This is a genomic window from Thalassospira sp. UBA4513 (genome assembly GCF_002388495.1).
Lineage (GTDB): Bacteria > Pseudomonadota > Alphaproteobacteria > Rhodospirillales > Thalassospiraceae > Thalassospira > Thalassospira tepidiphila.
Genome location: NZ_DGMR01000016.1, coordinates 352 through 17016, shown reverse-complemented (window position 1 = coordinate 17016; position 16665 = coordinate 352). Strand labels below are relative to the sequence as shown.

General features: G+C 56.6%; 8 protein-coding genes. 1 reads left to right on the top strand and 7 read right to left on the bottom strand.

The annotated features are described in order from the left end of the window. The 7 genes from B2T33_RS06400 to soxR all read right to left on the bottom strand — a co-directional run. Nucleotides 1-6185 (bottom strand): beta strand repeat-containing protein (locus tag B2T33_RS06400; protein ID WP_286791519.1); only part of this gene is annotated, 6185 nt, incomplete at its 3' end. Between the two features lie 141 nt (nt 6186-6326). Beyond that, entirely contained in the window at nt 6327-7682 is a 1356-nt protein-coding gene (locus B2T33_RS06395) for an HlyD family type I secretion periplasmic adaptor subunit (protein ID WP_008890089.1), read from the bottom strand. Beyond that, the gene (locus B2T33_RS06390) at nt 7679-9823 is read right to left on the bottom strand and encodes a peptidase domain-containing ABC transporter (RefSeq protein WP_197146771.1); all 2145 of its coding nucleotides are present in this window, start codon (nt 9821-9823) and stop codon (nt 7679-7681) included. The genes B2T33_RS06395 and B2T33_RS06390 overlap by 4 nt, the downstream gene beginning before the upstream one ends. After that, nucleotides 9820-11541: a peptidase domain-containing ABC transporter gene (locus tag B2T33_RS06385; protein ID WP_197146770.1), complete on the bottom strand. Its 1722-nt coding sequence runs from the start codon at nt 11539-11541 to the stop codon at nt 9820-9822. Before B2T33_RS06385 ends, B2T33_RS06390 begins: the two co-directional genes overlap by 4 nt. Before the next feature lie 200 nt (nt 11542-11741). Next, nucleotides 11742-12149: an RNA-binding S4 domain-containing protein gene (locus tag B2T33_RS06380; RefSeq protein ID WP_120225835.1), complete on the bottom strand. Its 408-nt coding sequence runs from the start codon at nt 12147-12149 to the stop codon at nt 11742-11744. A 113-nt stretch (nt 12150-12262) separates the two neighbouring features. After that, on the bottom strand, nt 12263-15199 hold the full coding sequence (locus B2T33_RS06375) for a helicase-related protein (RefSeq protein WP_286791518.1): 2937 nt from the start codon (nt 15197-15199) through the stop codon (nt 12263-12265). Nucleotides 15200-15356: 157 nt separating this feature from the next. Continuing rightward, nucleotides 15357-15818 (bottom strand): redox-sensitive transcriptional activator SoxR, encoded by a 462-nt coding sequence (gene soxR, locus B2T33_RS06370; RefSeq protein ID WP_286791517.1) that lies wholly within the window; start codon nt 15816-15818, stop codon nt 15357-15359. A gap of 114 nt (nt 15819-15932) precedes the next feature. Here soxR and B2T33_RS06365 point away from each other — a divergent pair, with 114 nt between their 5' ends. After that, on the top strand, nt 15933-16520 hold the full coding sequence (locus B2T33_RS06365; RefSeq protein ID WP_286791516.1) for an NADPH-dependent FMN reductase: 588 nt from the start codon (nt 15933-15935) through the stop codon (nt 16518-16520). The last annotated feature ends 145 nt before the right edge of the window (nt 16521-16665 follow it).

Sequence of the window (16665 nt, the reverse complement as noted above, 5' to 3'; positions counted from 1 at the left end):
AGAGCCGGTGCATCCGCAACACCAGTCACGTCAACCGTAATAGAACCGGTCGTAGTCGCGACGTCTTCGCCATCGGTAGAGGTCGCCGTCACACCAAGATCAAACGAACCGCTGAAGTTCTCGGGCGGGGTGATCGCCAAACCATTAAGCTGCTCTGAGCTTAGCGTCCAGGTGCCGTCACCATTATCATTGCCGGCCGACAAGGTCGCGCCGTCTGGAACGCCGGAGATCGTCACCGTCAGGGTTTCAGAACTGTCCGTAAGACCTGCATCAAGATTGAGCGCGATCGCCGAATCTTCGTTACCAGATGCATTGCTGACGTCCAACGTCGGCGCATCCGCAACGCCGCTCACATCAACCGTAATCGAACCGGTGGTGGTCGCGACGTCCTCGCCATCCGCAGAAGTTGCCGCCACCCCGAGATCAAACGACCCACTGAAGTTCTCAGGCGGCGTGATGGTCAAACCTGCAAGCTGCTCAGAATTCAACGTCCATGTGCCGTCACCATTATCGGTTCCAGCCGACAAGGCGGAACCTTCCGGAACGCCGCTGATGGTCACGGTCAGAGATTCACTTGAATCCGTGAGGCCCGCATCGATATCGAGTGCGATCGCACTATCCTCAGAACCACTTGCATTAGCGACATCAAGTGTCGGCACATCTGCAACACCGGCAACATCAACCATGACGGTGTCGGTAACCGATGCGATATCAATTCCGTCCTGCGTGCTGGCGGTAATTTCAAGGTCGAAACTGCCACTGAAATCGGACGGTGGCGTAACGCTGAGACCTTCGAGTTGATCACTGCTCAGCGTCCAGGTGCCGTCACCATTGTCTGTTCCAGCCGACAGCGTCGCACCTTCTGGCACACCGCTAATCGTTATGGTCAGCGTCTCACTCGAATCCGCCAAACCTGCGTCAATGTTCAAGGCAATGGCGCTGTCTTCATTGCCGCTGGCGTCGGAAACATCCAACGTCGGGTCATCTGCAACACCAGTGACATCAACTGTGATCGAACCGGTCGTGGTCGCGACGTCTTCGCCATCTGCCGAAGTTGCCGTCACACCAAGATCAAACGAACCGCTGAAGTCCTCAGGCGGCGTGATGGTAAGGCCTTCAAGCTGACCCGGCTCCAGCGACCATGTGCCATCGCCATTGTTCGTACCCGCTGACAGGGTTGCGCCATCCGGAACACCGCTAATGGTGATGGCCAGCGTTTCAGAGCTATCCGTCAAACCCGCATCAAAGTCGAGCGCGATGGCCGAATCTTCATTCCCCGAGGCATCGTTCACATCCAGCGTCGGTGCATCTGCGACACCCGTTACATCAACTGTGATGCTGTCGGTGGTGGTTGCAACATCCGAACCGTCAGCCGAGGTTGCAGTAACCCCAAGCTCGAACGAACCACTGAAATCCTCAGGCGGGGTGATCGTCAGGCCTTCAAGTTGCTCTGAGCTCAGCGTCCAGGTGCCGTCGCCATTATCGGCACCTGCCGACAAGGTTGCGCCGTCTGGAACGCCGGAAATGGTAACTGTCAGAGTCTCGTTGGCATCCGTCAACCCGGCGCCGATGTTCAGCGCAATGGCATTATCTTCGTTGCCTGTCGCATCAGAACTATCCAGCGTCGGTGCATCTGCAACGCCCGCAACATCAACAGTGATGCTGCCAGTGGTCGTGGCTACATCGGAGCCATCAGCGGACGTCGCCGTCACACCCAGATCAAACGATCCGCTGAAGTCTTCTGGTGGCGTGATGGTCAGACCTGAAAGCTGATCAGAGCTCAACGACCATGTGCCGTCACCGTTGTTTGCACCAGCCGACAGTGTGGCGCCATCCGGAACACCAGAGATGGTGACCGTCAGGGTTTCGGAACTGTCCGTCAAACCTGCGTCGATATTCAGTGCAATGGCACTGTCTTCGTTGCCGGAAGCATCAGACAAACCCAGCATCGGTGCATCTGCAACGCCCGCGACATCAACCGTGATGCTGCCAGTCGCCGTCGCAACATCTGAGCCATCTGCAGATGTCGCCGTCACATCCAGATCAAACGAGCCGCTGAAGTCTTCCGGTGGCGTAATGGTCAGACCTGAAAGCTGACCAGAACTCAACGTCCAAGTCCCATCACCGTTGTCGGTACCGGCCGACAAAGTCCCGCCGTTCGGAACGCCACTGATTGTAACTGTGAGTGTCTCGGAGCTGTCAGTCAGACCCGCATCAATTTCGAGCGCGATGGCGCTGTCTTCGTTGCCGGTCGCATCAGAAGTATCCAGCGTCGGCGCATCTGCAACGCCGGCGACATCAACGGTGATTGAGCTGGTCGTTGTCGCAACATCCGATCCATCTGCCGAAGTCGCCGTCACACCAAGATCGAACGATCCACTGAAGTCATCCGCTGGCGTGATCGTCAGACCATCAAGCTGATCCGAATTCAACGTCCAAGTCCCATCGCCATTGTCGGCTCCGGCCGACAAGGTAGCTCCATCCGGAACGCCGGAGATCGTAATTGTCAGGGTTTCACTGGAATCTGTAAGGCCAGCATCGATATCAAGTGCGATGGCATTGTCTTCGTTTCCGGAAGCATCAGACAAATCCAGCGTCGGTGCATCGGCAACGCCCGCAACATCAACGGTGATTGAGCCGGTCGTTGTTGCAACATCCGATCCATCTGCCGAAGTCGCCGTCACACCAAGATCAAACGAACCGCTAAAGTCTTCTGGTGGCGAGATGGTCAGGCCTGAAAGCTGCTCAGAGCTCAGCGTCCAGGTACCATCGCCATTGTCGGTACCAGCCGACAAGGCCCCGCCGTCCGGAACGCCAGAGATCGTGACCGTGAGAGTTTCGGAGCTATCAGTAAGCCCGGCATCGACACTAAGTGCAATGGCGGAGTCTTCAGATCCGCTTGTATCGCTGACGTCGAGCGTCGGCGCATCCGCAACGCCAGCCACATCAACCGTGATGCTACTGGTCGCAGTCGCAACGTCAGAACCATCTGCCGATGTCGCCGTCACGCCAAGGTCAAACGAACCGCTGAAGTCCTCAGGCGGGGTGATCGTCAAACCTGCAAGCTGCTCAGAGCTTAGCGTCCAGGAGCCATCCCCGTTATCCGTACCAGCTGACAGGGTTGCGCCATCCGGAACGCCACTGATTGTCACGGCCAGTGTTTCACTTGAATCCGTAAGGCCAGCATCAATATCGAGTGCGATCGCACTATCTTCAGAACCGCTTGCATTTGCGACATCAAGTGTCGGCGCATCGGCGACACCCGTTACATCAACTGCGATGCTGTCGGTGGTGGTCGCAACATCCGAACCGTCAGCCGAGGTTGCAGTAACCCCAAGATCAAACGACCCACTAAAGTTCTCAGGCGGCGTGATCGTCAGACCTTCAAGCTGGCCCGGCTCCAGCGACCATGTGCCGTCACCATTATTCGTACCAGCAGACAAGGTCGCCCCGTCCGGCACGCCAGAGATGGTTACGCTCAAAGTTTCAGAGTTGTCCGTCAAACTCGCGTCAAAGTCGAGCGCGATGGCCGAATCTTCATTCCCCGAGGCGTCGTTCACATCCAGCGTCGGCGCATCGGCAACGCCAGTTACATCCACCGTGATCGAACCAGTCGTCGTCGCGACATCTTCGCCATCAGCGGACGTTGCCGTCACACCAAGGTCAAACGAGCCGCTAAAGTCTTCTGGTGGCGTAATGGTCAGACCTGAAAGCTGCTCAGATCCTAACGTCCAGGTGCCGTCACCGTTGTTCGCACCAGCCGACAGTGTGGCGCCATCCGGAACACCAGAGATTGTGACCGTGAGCGTTTCAGAACTGTCAGTCAGGCCTGCATCAATTTCGAGCGCGATGGCGCTGTCTTCGTTGCCGCTTGCGTTTGAGAGATCTAGATTCGGTGCATCTGCAACACCAGCGACATCAACGGTGATTGAGCCGGTCGTTGTCGCAACATCCGACCCATCTGCCGAAGTCGCCGTCACGCCAAGATCAAACGAACCGCTAAAGTCTTCTGGTGGCGAGATGGTCAGGCCTGAAAGCTGCTCAGAACTCAACGTCCATGTGCCGTCACCATTATCGGCACCGGCCGACAAGGTCGCACCATCTGGGACGCCAGAGATGGTGACCGTCAGGGTTTCGGAACTGTCCGTCAAACCTGCGTCCATATTCAGTGCTATGGCATTGTCTTCGTTTCCGGAAGCATCCGACAAATCCAGCGCCGGTGCATCTGCAACGCCCACGACATCAACCGTGATGCTGCCAGTCGTCGTGGCAACATCCGCCCCATCTGCTGAAGTCGCAGTCACACCAAGGTCAAACGAGCCGCTGAAGTCTTCCGGTGGCGTAATGGTCAGACCTGCAAGCTGATCAGAACTCAACGTCCAAGTTCCATCGCCGTTGTCGGCACCAGCCGACAAGGTCCCGCCGTTCGGAACGCCACTAATTGTAACTGTGAGTGTCTCGGAGCTGTCAGTCAGGCCCGCATCAATTTCAAGCGCGATGGCGCTGTCTTCATTCCCGCTTGCGTTTGAGACATCCAGAGCCGGTGCATCCGCAACACCGTCAACATCCAACTTGATGCTACCAGTTGTCGTAGCAACATCTGATCCATCGGCAGAGGTTGCGGTCACGCCGAGATCGAAAGAACCACTAAAGTCTTCCGCTGGCGTGATGGTCAGACCATCAAGTTGCTCAGAGCTCAGCGTCCAGGTGCCGTCACCGTTATCGGTGCCTGCCGACAAGGTTGCACCGCCTGGAACGCCGGAGATCGTGACCGTCAGGGTTTCGGAATTGTCGGTCAGGCCCGCATCAATATTAAGCGCAATCGCACCATCTTCGTTGCCTGCAGCATCGCTGATATCCAGCGTCGGTGTATCGGCTACGCCTTCGACGTCAACAGTGAGGTTTTGCATCACGACGGCGGTATCATCACCATCGGTGGTCGACACCAGAACCGAAAGATCGATTTCGCCGCTGAAGTTTTCCGCAGGCGTCAGCGTCAGGCCCTCGAGCTGATCCGCACTCAGCGTCCAGGTGCCATCCCCATTATCCGTCCCGGCAGAGAGCGTCGCACCATCCGGAACACCTTCAATGGTGATCGCGAGGTTTTCACTGCCATCCAAAAGTTCGGTATCGATATCAAGCGCGATCGCGCTGTCTTCCGCGCCACTGGCATCGGAAACATCAAGCGTTGCACCGTCTGCAACACCGGTGACCTCAACGGTAAAGCTGGCGTTTGTTGTCGCAACACTGCCATTGGCTTCGCGACTGGTTGCCGATATGTCGAGATCAATCGATCCGCTGAAATTATCGGGCGGCGTCAGGGTCAAACCGCTCAGCTGTCCCGGCGTGAGGGTCCAGGTACCATCGCCATTATCGGTACCAGCCGAAAGAACAGCCCCGTCAGGCAACCCGGAAATCGTGATGGTGAGCGTTTCACTGCCGCCATCAAGATCATTAGGCGATGCCGACAGATCAAGGGCAATGGCACTGTCTTCGGCACCGGTAACATCATCCGCACTCAGAGACGGCGCATCCGCGACCTTGGGGTCTTCAACCTCGAGCTCGTCCTCGGTATCAAGTTCATCCTCAAGAAGAAGCTCGTCGTCGGCAACCACGGCTTCTGGCGCTGCTGCCTGTTCAACGGGGGGAATGAAATCGGGTCGAAGACCTTCGTCCGTACCCGGGCCAGGTTCATCGCGCTCACCGCGCAGCGCGTTGGTATCATTGGTCGCAAGCGGAATTTCCGGTAAATCAACCGTGCTCGGTTCCGATTGCAGGGACAGGTCATCGGCCCCGTCCGATCCAGGGTTGCTTTGGAATGTGTCTGCCCCGGTATCGAGATTGTTTTCGATCTCGGCCGCTTCGTTCAGGGAAATGGTCTGTTGTTCGGTGGCCTCTCTGGCCTGCGCACGTTCCTGGCGCTGGGCAGCGGCATTCTGGCGCTGGAAAGCCTGTTGTTCTTCGCCTTCCGGATTTCGTATCTGGGTACCGTAATGAACCGATCCCAGTTCCTGTTCCTGCGGACGCGCGGAACTGTCCTGGTCGTGATGCAATTCGACCAGTTCATCACTTTCGCCATCCTGACCAAGCGAACGCTCCAGATCCTCTGTCGAGGCCTGCTGGTCAAGATCACTCCGACCATCGTCAGAGCGGGAATTTTCAGTATCGCGCGCGTCGTCCGCCATCTAACCCATTCTCCGTAAAGTGCAGGACGGGATAGCCCCAACCTACACTTCTATACATTAGTATAGAAACACTGGCGTTAACCAGTGAAATGTACGGCCAGGCAGTAGAAATGAGATCATTTCCAGCGGGACCAAAATTGCTCAGCGTTCGCTAAACGCTTGATCAAGCGAAACATAGACCGGCTTCAACAGATATTGAAGAAGGGTACGCTCCCCGGTCTGGATATCGGCCTGAACCGTCATCCCGGGTATGATCTTCTGAGCTGAAGCACCTTCGCCAACTGCATCGGCTTCCAGCGCAACTTTACCCTTATAATACGGACGTCCATCCTCATCAACAAAAGTAGAGGCCGATATCGATACCAATTCACCGTTGATCCCGCCATAGCGGATGAAGTCAAACGCACTGACCTTGACCGTCACCGGCTGCCCAAGGTGAACATGGCCGATATCCTCGGTCGAAATGCGGGTTTCGGCGATCAAAACATCATCGACCGGCACCAGCTCCATCACCACCTGCGCAGGCGCAATCACCCCGCCAATCGTGGTGAATTGCAGGCCTTTGATATAGCCCCGCGTGGGCGCAATGATTTCAAGGCGGTCGACGCGGTCCCGCAATTTGCGCAGCGCTTCGCGGGCCTGGGCGATTTCGCCTCCCAGTCGGCCAAGTTCGGTAATGGCCTCTTCGCGTTGCGTTTTTTCAAGCTCGTTCAGGCGCAAGTTGGCCTCGGCGATGGTTTCGCGCGCCCGCGCCTTTTCGGCAATCACGCCCGAAAGGTTGCCTTGGGCCTCGTTCAGTTCGCGCTGGATATTGAGGAACAGCACCTTGGAATTAAGCCCCTGCTCATAGAGCGAACGGCGCATGGTGACTTCCTGGCTCAGCAGATCAACCGATTTGCGAAGGGTTGCTTCCTGCTCGCTCAGTTGGGCCAGTTCGGCATTGCGTTCCTTGATCTGGACCTCAAGGATTTCGCTTTGGTTGGCATCAAGCTCGGTCTGGATGCGATAAATCTCATCCTGATTCTGCGCGAGTTCCGGGTATTGCACCATCAGGGTGGTGAAATCCGGTTCGCGGCCCTCGGCCAAGGCGCGGTAACGTTCTGCTTCAAGCTGCAAGTTGCCAAGACGTGTTTCGGTCTGGGAAAGTTCCGCCTGCGCCCCGTCGGCCTTGAGACGGATCAGAACCTGTCCTTGTTCCACAAGGTCACCGTCGCGCACCATGATCTGTTCAATGATGCCGCCTTCAAGATGCTGGATCTTGTTGACCGCACTTGTTGGCATGACCTGCCCGAATGTGATCGCGGTTTCCTTGATTTCGGTGGTCGCAGACCATGCGATCAAGGCAAGGAAGCCAACCGAAAGCATCACCATCGCAGAACGCACAAAGACGGAAATCCCGCCTTCTTCAAGCAGGACCGCATGCGACAAATACCGCGCCATGCGCCGGGATCGCCGGAACCGCTGGATCGCAGTATCCTGAACTGCTGCTTCACTCATAGGTAGCCTCCGTCTATCACTTGCTGCTTGATCCGTTCGGGCGGCCCGTCGCCGCGCAACTGTCCGCCTTCAAGCACAAGAATGCGGTCCGCCAAATCCAGATGACTTGGTCGATGGGTAATCAGGAAAATGGTCGAACCGCCACGCAGACGATTGATCGTGCTTTGGAAGGCACGGTCGGCCCGCTGGTCGAGACCATTGGTCGGTTCATCAAACAAAATGATCGGCGCTTCGCGCACAAACGCACGCGCCAGCGCAAGTCGTTGCAGGAAACTGGCCGAGAAGCGCGACGAATGCTGATCACCAACACGGGTCTTGAACCCGTTGGGAAGGGCTTCGACGTCATCAAGGATCCCTGCTGACATACAGGCCATGCGCAGATCGTCATCGGTTGCGACCGGATTGGCCAGACGCAGGTTTTGCGCAATCGACCCCCGGAAAAACTCGATATCCTGCGGCACATAGGAAATGGCCTGACGCAAGGTTTGCGGGTCCATCTGGCGGATATCCGCACCATCAATCAACACAGCCCCCGCCTGCGGCTGATACATCCCGGCAATCAGTTTGATCAGCGATGATTTCCCTGCCCCGTTCGCACCGACCACGGCAACCACCTGGCCCGGCTTGATATCGAAATTAACCCCGACCAGGGCCGGATCGGAATCCGCACTGTAACGGAAACTGACACGTGAAAATGTCACCGCCCCGTCAAAGCGATGCTGCTCGACCGAACGCGGGACAAGGTCCCCTTCGGGCGCAATGGTCATCAGGCGGTTGATCTGACGCACACTGCCGCGCAACTGCGCCAGTCGCGGCATGCCGAGAAACGCCTGATTGATCGGGCCAAGAACCCGCCAGGCCAGCATCATCGATGCCACCAGCGCACCGACACTCATTTGGGCTTCCATCACCCGCTGCGCGCCAAAGGCCAGTACAAGCGCCCCGGACGTGATCATCAGAACCTGGGCCAATGTATTGATGACGTTATTGACCATCGCAACCCGATAGCCGGAATAGGCCGTATCAGCGGAAATATCGCGAAAGCGTGCCAACCAGCGTTGCTCGGATGCGGTGTATTTCAGTGCCGACATCTTGCCGACGGTCTCGACCAGGAATTCCTGACGGTTTGCGCCATGACGACCAAGTTCGGAAACACGGCGCGCGACAATCGGAAAGGCAACGATGCCGATCAGTGCGAACACACCGATCAATGCAATCGGAATCAATGCCAGCCAGCCGCCAAGATAGAACATGACAATCAGGAACAGCGGCACAAACGGCATTTCCATGATCACCAGGGCCATCGGTCCGGTAAAGAATTCACGCACGCTTTCAAAATCGCGAATACGCGAGATCTGCACACCCACCGGCGCACGTTCGGTAAAGGCCGGCGGCAAGGACAACAACCGTTCGAAAATGGCACCACTGACAAGCGTATCGAGGCGTGCACCAAAGTGGCTGATGATCTGACTGCGAAGTGTGCGCAAAACCCAGCTCAGGATGAGGACGATACCAATCCCGATGGAAAACTGGATCAACATCGGGATCGACCGCGTGCCGATGACCCGGTCATAGATGCCCATGACGAAAATCGGGGTTGCCAGCGCCAGGATGTTCAAAACAAACGTCATCGCCAGCAACTGATGAAGCAGCCCCGAAAACCGGTCGGCAATCCCCCCAAACCAGCCGCGCTTGTCATCTTCCAGATAACGTTCACGGCGATCCGCCGCCGAAAACTGATAAATCTTGCCCGGAAGGGCCGACAGCCTGATGACCATTTCCCGATCCGTGCCACCGTCAAAGACGCGCACACCATTTTCTTCAGGCCGGATCACGACAAGGGCCGTTCCCTCGTCCGGGACAAACAGGCACGGCATCAGGCGTTCGTCGATCAGGTCAAGCGTCGCGTCGATTTCGCGCGACTGATAGTTCAGATGCGCCATGACATTGCGGAAATCAGTCAGATCAAGCGCCTGATCCATATGTGGCAGCGCCTCTGCGACCTGACGGGGCAATCCGCGCCAGCCCAGCGCCTGAAGCAGCGGCCAGACACATGCGTCGAAATCGGACAGCGCATCGGTGCTTTCCAGCCCCATCCGATAGTTCATCGCATAGTCCATGTTTTCGAGCTTTTTCATCATGCCTTCGACCCCGCTGCGGCCCGGGCGCCGGTGTTTTTGGCCGGATCGGCAGTTTTATTGGTGCGACGCAAAACAGGCACAAGATGCTTGTCGATCAGACGGTATTGCTTGTTGGCCATGGCAATCAGGGATGGGCGATGTGACACCATCACCAGCGTGCAATGCTTTTTAAGTTCCACCATCAGGCTGGTCATGATGTTGTCACCCGCCATATCAAGCGAACTGTTGGCTTCGTCAAACAGGACAATGCGGGGGTAATCAATCAGGGCACGGGCAACCGCGATGCGCTGTTTTACACCACGCGGCAGGGTTTCGGACGCCTGACCACCAACTTCGGTGTCATAGCCTTCGGGCATGCGCATGACGATGTCATCAAGTCCCAGACGCCGCGCAATCTCGATCACGCGGTCGACACCGATTTCCTTGCGAAACCCGGTGATGTTTTCAAGGATCGTGCCTTTGAACATCACGCCATGCTGCGGCAGATAGGCGATCTGACGACGGGTGGATTCGGCGGTGTAATCGGCCGGGTCCTTGCCATCCAAAAGCACTTCCCCCCGATCCGGGCGCAAGGCCCCCATCAGAAGCCACAAAAGTGTGGTTTTGCCAGTACCGTTGTCGCCGGTAATGGCGATGGAATCGCCCGGCTCCACCAACAGATCAAGGTTTTCGAAGATCTTTTTGCCATCCGCATGGGAAAACGCGACATTGCGCAATTCGATCTTGCCATCAAGCAACGGCATTTCCGCCGCCCCAAGCTGGTCTTCTTCTTCGATTTCAAAAAGCTCGTTGACCCGCTGGCGCGCAACGCGAATGTTCTGGAACTGCGTCCACAGGGTCATGGCCCGCTGAAGCGGATGGATCGAACGGCCCGACAACATCGTGCAGGCTGCAAGCCCACCCACTGTCAACGTCCCGTTAATTACAAAAACACTGCCGACGGCTGCCACCAGTACCATGGTCAGCATCGAAAAGGTCGCGCTGGCATTGACCGCTGTGTGGGCCGAGCGCGCGGCCCGCAGGTCATCACCCGAACATTGTGCCTGGAGCTGGTCATGACGGCGGATCATCAGGTTTTCCATCGCCATCGATTTGATGGTGTGAATGCCCGTCAGGGTTTCGATGATGAAGTTATAGCGACGTTCATCCGACTGACTGCGATCATCAAGTGCGCCACGCAACTGGCGGCCCAGAAACATCGCCGTCAAAAGGAAGGCTGCAAGAATGCCCAGCGGCACAAGCACCAATTGACCGCCAATCACGGCAATCAGGGCCAGGAACAAAACAATGAACGGCAGATCGACCACCGCACCAATCGCCTGCCCGGAATAGAAGTCGCGCAGCATATTCAGGCTGTTAAGGCGTTGCAGATGAAGACCCGGTGCGGTTTTGCCATAGTCGGTCAAGCTTGCCGACAGCAAATGTCCGACCGCCTGCTGGGAACTGTAATGTTCAAACTTCGCCGCCGAGAGCGAGGAGATATAAGCCCGGCCAAGACGCAGGATCGCCTCAAGCACAAGCGCCCCCAGCACCCCGAAAATCAAAAGGGTCAGTGTCGGGATGGAACTGTGTGGCAGGACACGGTCATAGACTTGCAAAAGGGTAATTGGCAGGGCAAGCGTCAGCAGGTTGATCACCAACGCTGTGATCAACAGTGCGAAACGGCCGGTGCGCAAGTGCGACAATGTACCGATATTCAATCGAGACCGACGTCTCATCACGCAGGCGAGCTCCAGATCTTCACAAAAATCTACCACCCCAAAGTAGGGGATATATACAATCAGATAGTATGCATACCGGATCGCACCAGCCAAAGCAAGAAAATCGTGCCGGGATTACAACCTGATGTGATCCATTCCGCCCCGTGTAAACGGGCGCGGGTCAGTTATCGGATATATATTAGCGATACCAGTATATATTATTCATTACTGCCATCACCGCGCAAACGATCAAGTGCGCGACGTTCTGCCTTTGTCGGGCGCCCTGCCCCCGCTTCGCGTTCGGCCACAGGTGCTGTACGGATATCCGAAGCCACTTCTTTTTTGGGTGTTCGCGGCGGGGAATGATCGGCATAAAGCGCCTGGGCCTCGGGCGCTGGGCCGCGTCGTTCACCAAGGGCGACAACCTCGACCACGCGCAGGTGCGGCCCCTGAAAGAACTGCAGGCGATCACCGGCAACCACCGTGACGCTGGCCTTGGAAACCGACTGACCATTCAGAACAATATGCCCGGCTTGGCAAGCCTTGCTGGCAAGCGATCTGGTTTTGTAAAACCGCGCATGCCAAAGCCATTTATCAATACGAAGCTTCTCTGCCTGTTCCTTCACGGCCACCGATTTCCTGAAATCAACGGGATATTGTGCAAACGGGATATTATACAGTTGGAAAGCAGAACGGCGACCCACAAGGGTCGCCGCTCGATACATGATATCTGAAACGATCAGCCCTTGGCTTCAAGCATTTCCTTAAGCTTGGCAAACGGCGAATCTTCATTGATCTGGTTGGCTTTTTCCGGGGCCTGATTGCGACCACCGCCCGGTTTGCCACCACGGCCACCCTTGCCACCGCCCTGGTTCGGACGATTGCCGCCCTTGCCTTTCGGGCCACCTTTGCCGCCACCACGGGCTTCCTGACGCGGGCCGCGCTGACCACCACGGTTTTGTCCGCCACCGCGTTTGCGACGATCAACACGGACGAAGTATTTGACTTCGACCAGTTCGTCACCATCGGCGTCGGTTTCAACCGCCGGCGTTTCCGAAGTTGCTTCTGCAGACGCATCCGCAGCGACCTCTGCCGGTTCTGCCTTTGCTTCAACCGCTGCAGCTTCCTCAGCCGGGGCATCAGCCTTGGCTTCGGTTGCAGCCGCCTCAGAACCTTCTGCGGTTTCAGCTTCGGCTTTGCCCGCTTCAGGCTTTGCTTCCTCGGGCTTGGCTGCCTTGGCCGCTTCTCCGGCCTTTTTCTCGACTTCCTTGGCTTCAAGTTCGGATTTCTTGACCTTGGTTACCTCCGCACGCCAGCCAAGTGCGGTAAACACACCTTCGGCCTGTTCGACCGTGCAGCCCAAAAGCGACAGCAGATCGGGATCCGGACGCACCTTGCCGTCGTTTTCACGCGCCTTCTGACGCAGAAGGGCGGCAAAACGTTCAAGCATGTCGACACGCGCAGCAAGCGGGCCAACCGGCATGTAACCGGCAGCCAGATAGAAGCCCTTGGAATTCGCACGGTCATTGGGGACCGAGGTCCGGCCTGCCGGCGGCAGTTCCGGAAGGGCATCAAGTTCACGTGCAACCGCCCAAAGAATGCCGCGCAGCTCAACCGGATCCGGTTTGAGCGCATCAAGCACATGGACGGTTTCAACACCCAGACGCACGCCAAGCTTGGCAAGTGCCTTGCGGTCTTCGTCCGACAGGTCCTTGACCAGACTTTCGAGTTCCGAACGCGGCACACAGCCCAGACCTTCGTTCAACTGGAACAAAAGTCCGCGAATCGGCCCGGACAACTGACAGTCGCGCAGGCGGGTCAGCATTTTAAGGCGCGTTTCGATATGGGAATTGATGAAATTCTGCAGACGGGTACGTACCCGTTCGCGGGTCGGACCGTCAAAGAACTCGCTGTCGATGACCTGAACTTCGGGCGACAGAACCGTGTCACCTTTTTTCAGCACACCAACCGGCGAACCGTTCCACAGCACCTGAAGCTGGCCGTTTACTGCGAACTTGTCGTCTTCGTCAGTTTCAAGTTGTTTAACACGTTGGGCAATTTCGCCGGTCAACGCGCGACGTGCGGCACTGGCAATCGCCTTGCCTTCAAAAGCAGCATCGGTTTCATCAGCAATGAAACGGAATCCGTCAAGACGGCCGACAAATTCACCTTCGACCTGTACTTCACCATTCGCAGTGATGGTAGACATGAGTTCAGACTTGTCCTTGAGACTTTTCAATAAAACCGAGGTCCGTCTGTCAACGAACCTTTGGGTCAGGCGTTCATGTAGCACATCTGAGAGCTTGTCCTCAATGGCCCGCGTGCGTTCCTGCCAATGATTGGCATCTTCGAGCCAGTGATGCTTATGCGATACATATGTCCAGACGCGAATACCTGCCAAACGTGATGACAACTGGTCAATATCACCATCATAACGATCCAGACGCAAGATTTGTTCGCCCAACCAGTCAATGGGCAGTTTGCTTCCGGGTTTCGCAAGATAGCGATAGATAGATGTTAGCAGCCTCGGATGGGCATCGGTATGGATATTTCTGAAGTCGGGAATCTGGCAGATTTCCCACAATAATTGCACCCGATCCGGGGCGGTTGCGATGCGTGCGACATCCTCGTTGCGCGCCAGATGATCGAGCATGATCTCATCAACCGGTTCGCGCGCCAAAATAAGGGTCGGGTCATCCGAACGCCGGCGCAGCGATTTTTGCAGCGCATCCACCGTCCGAAAATCAAGCCGCGCGTTGCGCCAGAACACTTTTGCAAGCGGCTCGAACTCGTGTTCTTCGATCTGTTCGATAATGTCGGGATCAATCCCCGAAAGATTTCCCGTCACCCCGAACGTGCCATCATTCATGTGACGTCCGGCACGACCGGCAATCTGGGCGGTTTCAGCCGCGGTCAGGCCACGGTTGAACTTGCCGTCAAACTTGCTCATCGCGGCAAAGGCCACGTGGTTGAGATCAAGGTTTAACCCCATCCCGATTGCATCGGTGGCAATCAGATGCTCGACCTCGCCATTCTGGAACATCTCGACCTGGGCATTACGCGTGCGCGGGCTCAGCGCGCCAAGCACCACGGCCGCCCCGCCCTTTTGACGGCGCACCAGTTCGGCAACGGCGTAAACTTCCTGGGCCGAAAACGTCACCACCGCCGACTGGGACGGCAGGCGCTGGATTTTCTTCGCCCCATTATAGGTCAGAGTCGAAAACCGCTCCCGGCGATCAAATTCGACATTATCAACCAGCTTGCGGATCACCGGGCGAATGGTTTCCGCCCCCATGAACATGGTTTCATGGCGCCCGCGCGCATGCAAAAGCCGGTCGGTAAAGACATGGCCACGTTCCGGATCCGCACACATCTGGATTTCGTCAATCGCCAGGAAATCAACCTGCTTGGCGACCGGCATGGCTTCGACCGTGCACAGGAAATAACGGGCTGTTTTCGGAAGGATACGTTCTTCGCCGGTGATCAATGCCACCGCACCCTTGCCGACCTTGGCGACCGCGCGGTCATAGTTTTCGCGCGCCAGAAGTCTGAGCGGGAACCCGATCATCCCGGTCGTATGTGCCAACATCCGTTCCATGGCGAGATGGGTCTTGCCGGTGTTGGTCGGCCCCAATATGGCAAGGATACGAGGACCGGTTCGGGTTGAAATCTGCATTAAACTTTTCCAATCGACAGCCCAATGATCCGGGCCATCGCAATCATTGGGCCTTTCAACACGCGAACCAGCGCCATGTCAAGCTTTCTGCCTGCGGTCGCAAGGCGCGTCAAACTGGGGCATCACGGCCCAAACCGCTGATGCCGCGCAAACCCGCCTATTCTTCGTTGAGTTCAAGCAATCTTGCCCCCGGGCCATCGCTGCCAAGGGTGTCTCCGGGGTTGTATAGCGGGCATGCGGAAATCGACAGGCAACCACAACCGATGCATTTGCCCAGCTGATCGCGCAAACGGGTCAATTGTTCGATGCGTTCGTTCAAATCATCGCGCCATTGCGATGAAAGCTTTTCCCAGTCTTTGATGGTCGGCACGGTATTGGGGGGCAGCTTATCGAGCGCCGCCCCGATTTCCGACAGCGGAATACCGGTTTTCTGCGCGACCTTGATGATGGCGAGCTTGCGCAACACGCCGCGGTGAAAACGACGCTGGTTGCCGTCGGTCCGGATCGAGCTGATCAAACCTTTGCGTTCATAAAAATGCACCGCCGAAACGGCAATACCGCAACGACTTGCGACTTCTCCGACACTCAGATAGCGCTGCAACACGCCTTTTTCTGCCATTTTCCCTGCTCTCCTTGCCAGCTTTGAAAAAGTTCCAAAACGCGCTTGACCTTAACATTAGTTGAGGTTTTAGAACCTTACTCATTGAAGCGAAATTGGCAAGGAGAGAACGCCGTGAAGGAGACATTTAATATCGCCGTCATCTTTGGCAGTGCGCGTGAAGGTCGCTTTTGCGATACGGTCGGGACCTGGGTCGTTGAAACCCTTAAATCCGATCACGAGCTTTCTGTTGATACGATTGATCCCGCTGTTTTGAACCTGCCGGCGACCCATGTTGGTGCTGATCACCCTGCGGTCGCGCACCTTCATACTGCCTTGACTGAGGCCGATGGTTTCATCGTCGTTACCCCGGAATACAATCACAGCTTTACCGGCGAGCTAAAGCTTCTGATCGATGCCGCCAAGCAACAATGGAAACGCAAGCCCGTCGGGTTTGTATCCTATGGCGGAATGTCAGGCGGTCTGCGCGCTGTTGAACAATTGCGTCTTGTCTTTGCCGAATTGCATGCGGTGACCATGCGCGATGTCATAAGCTTCGCCCAAGCCTGGGACAAGTTCGATGATACCGGTCGCCCGATAGACCTCGAAGGTACGAATAACGCCCTTCATCACATGATGACCGATTTCAAATGGTGGGCTGGCGCACTTCGCGATGCCCGTTACCCGCAAAGCAAACACCATCTTCTTGAGGCGATTGCATAACGCACGTCCTCTCCGTGGCTGAAGCGACTTTCCCCCGGGTTGGTTCACCCCCCGTATCAGTCCGGCACTGTTTAGATCCCCCAACCCCGGCGGTGTCGGGCTGATACATTTTCCAACCACCTCGTGCCACCACACGACAAAGCGG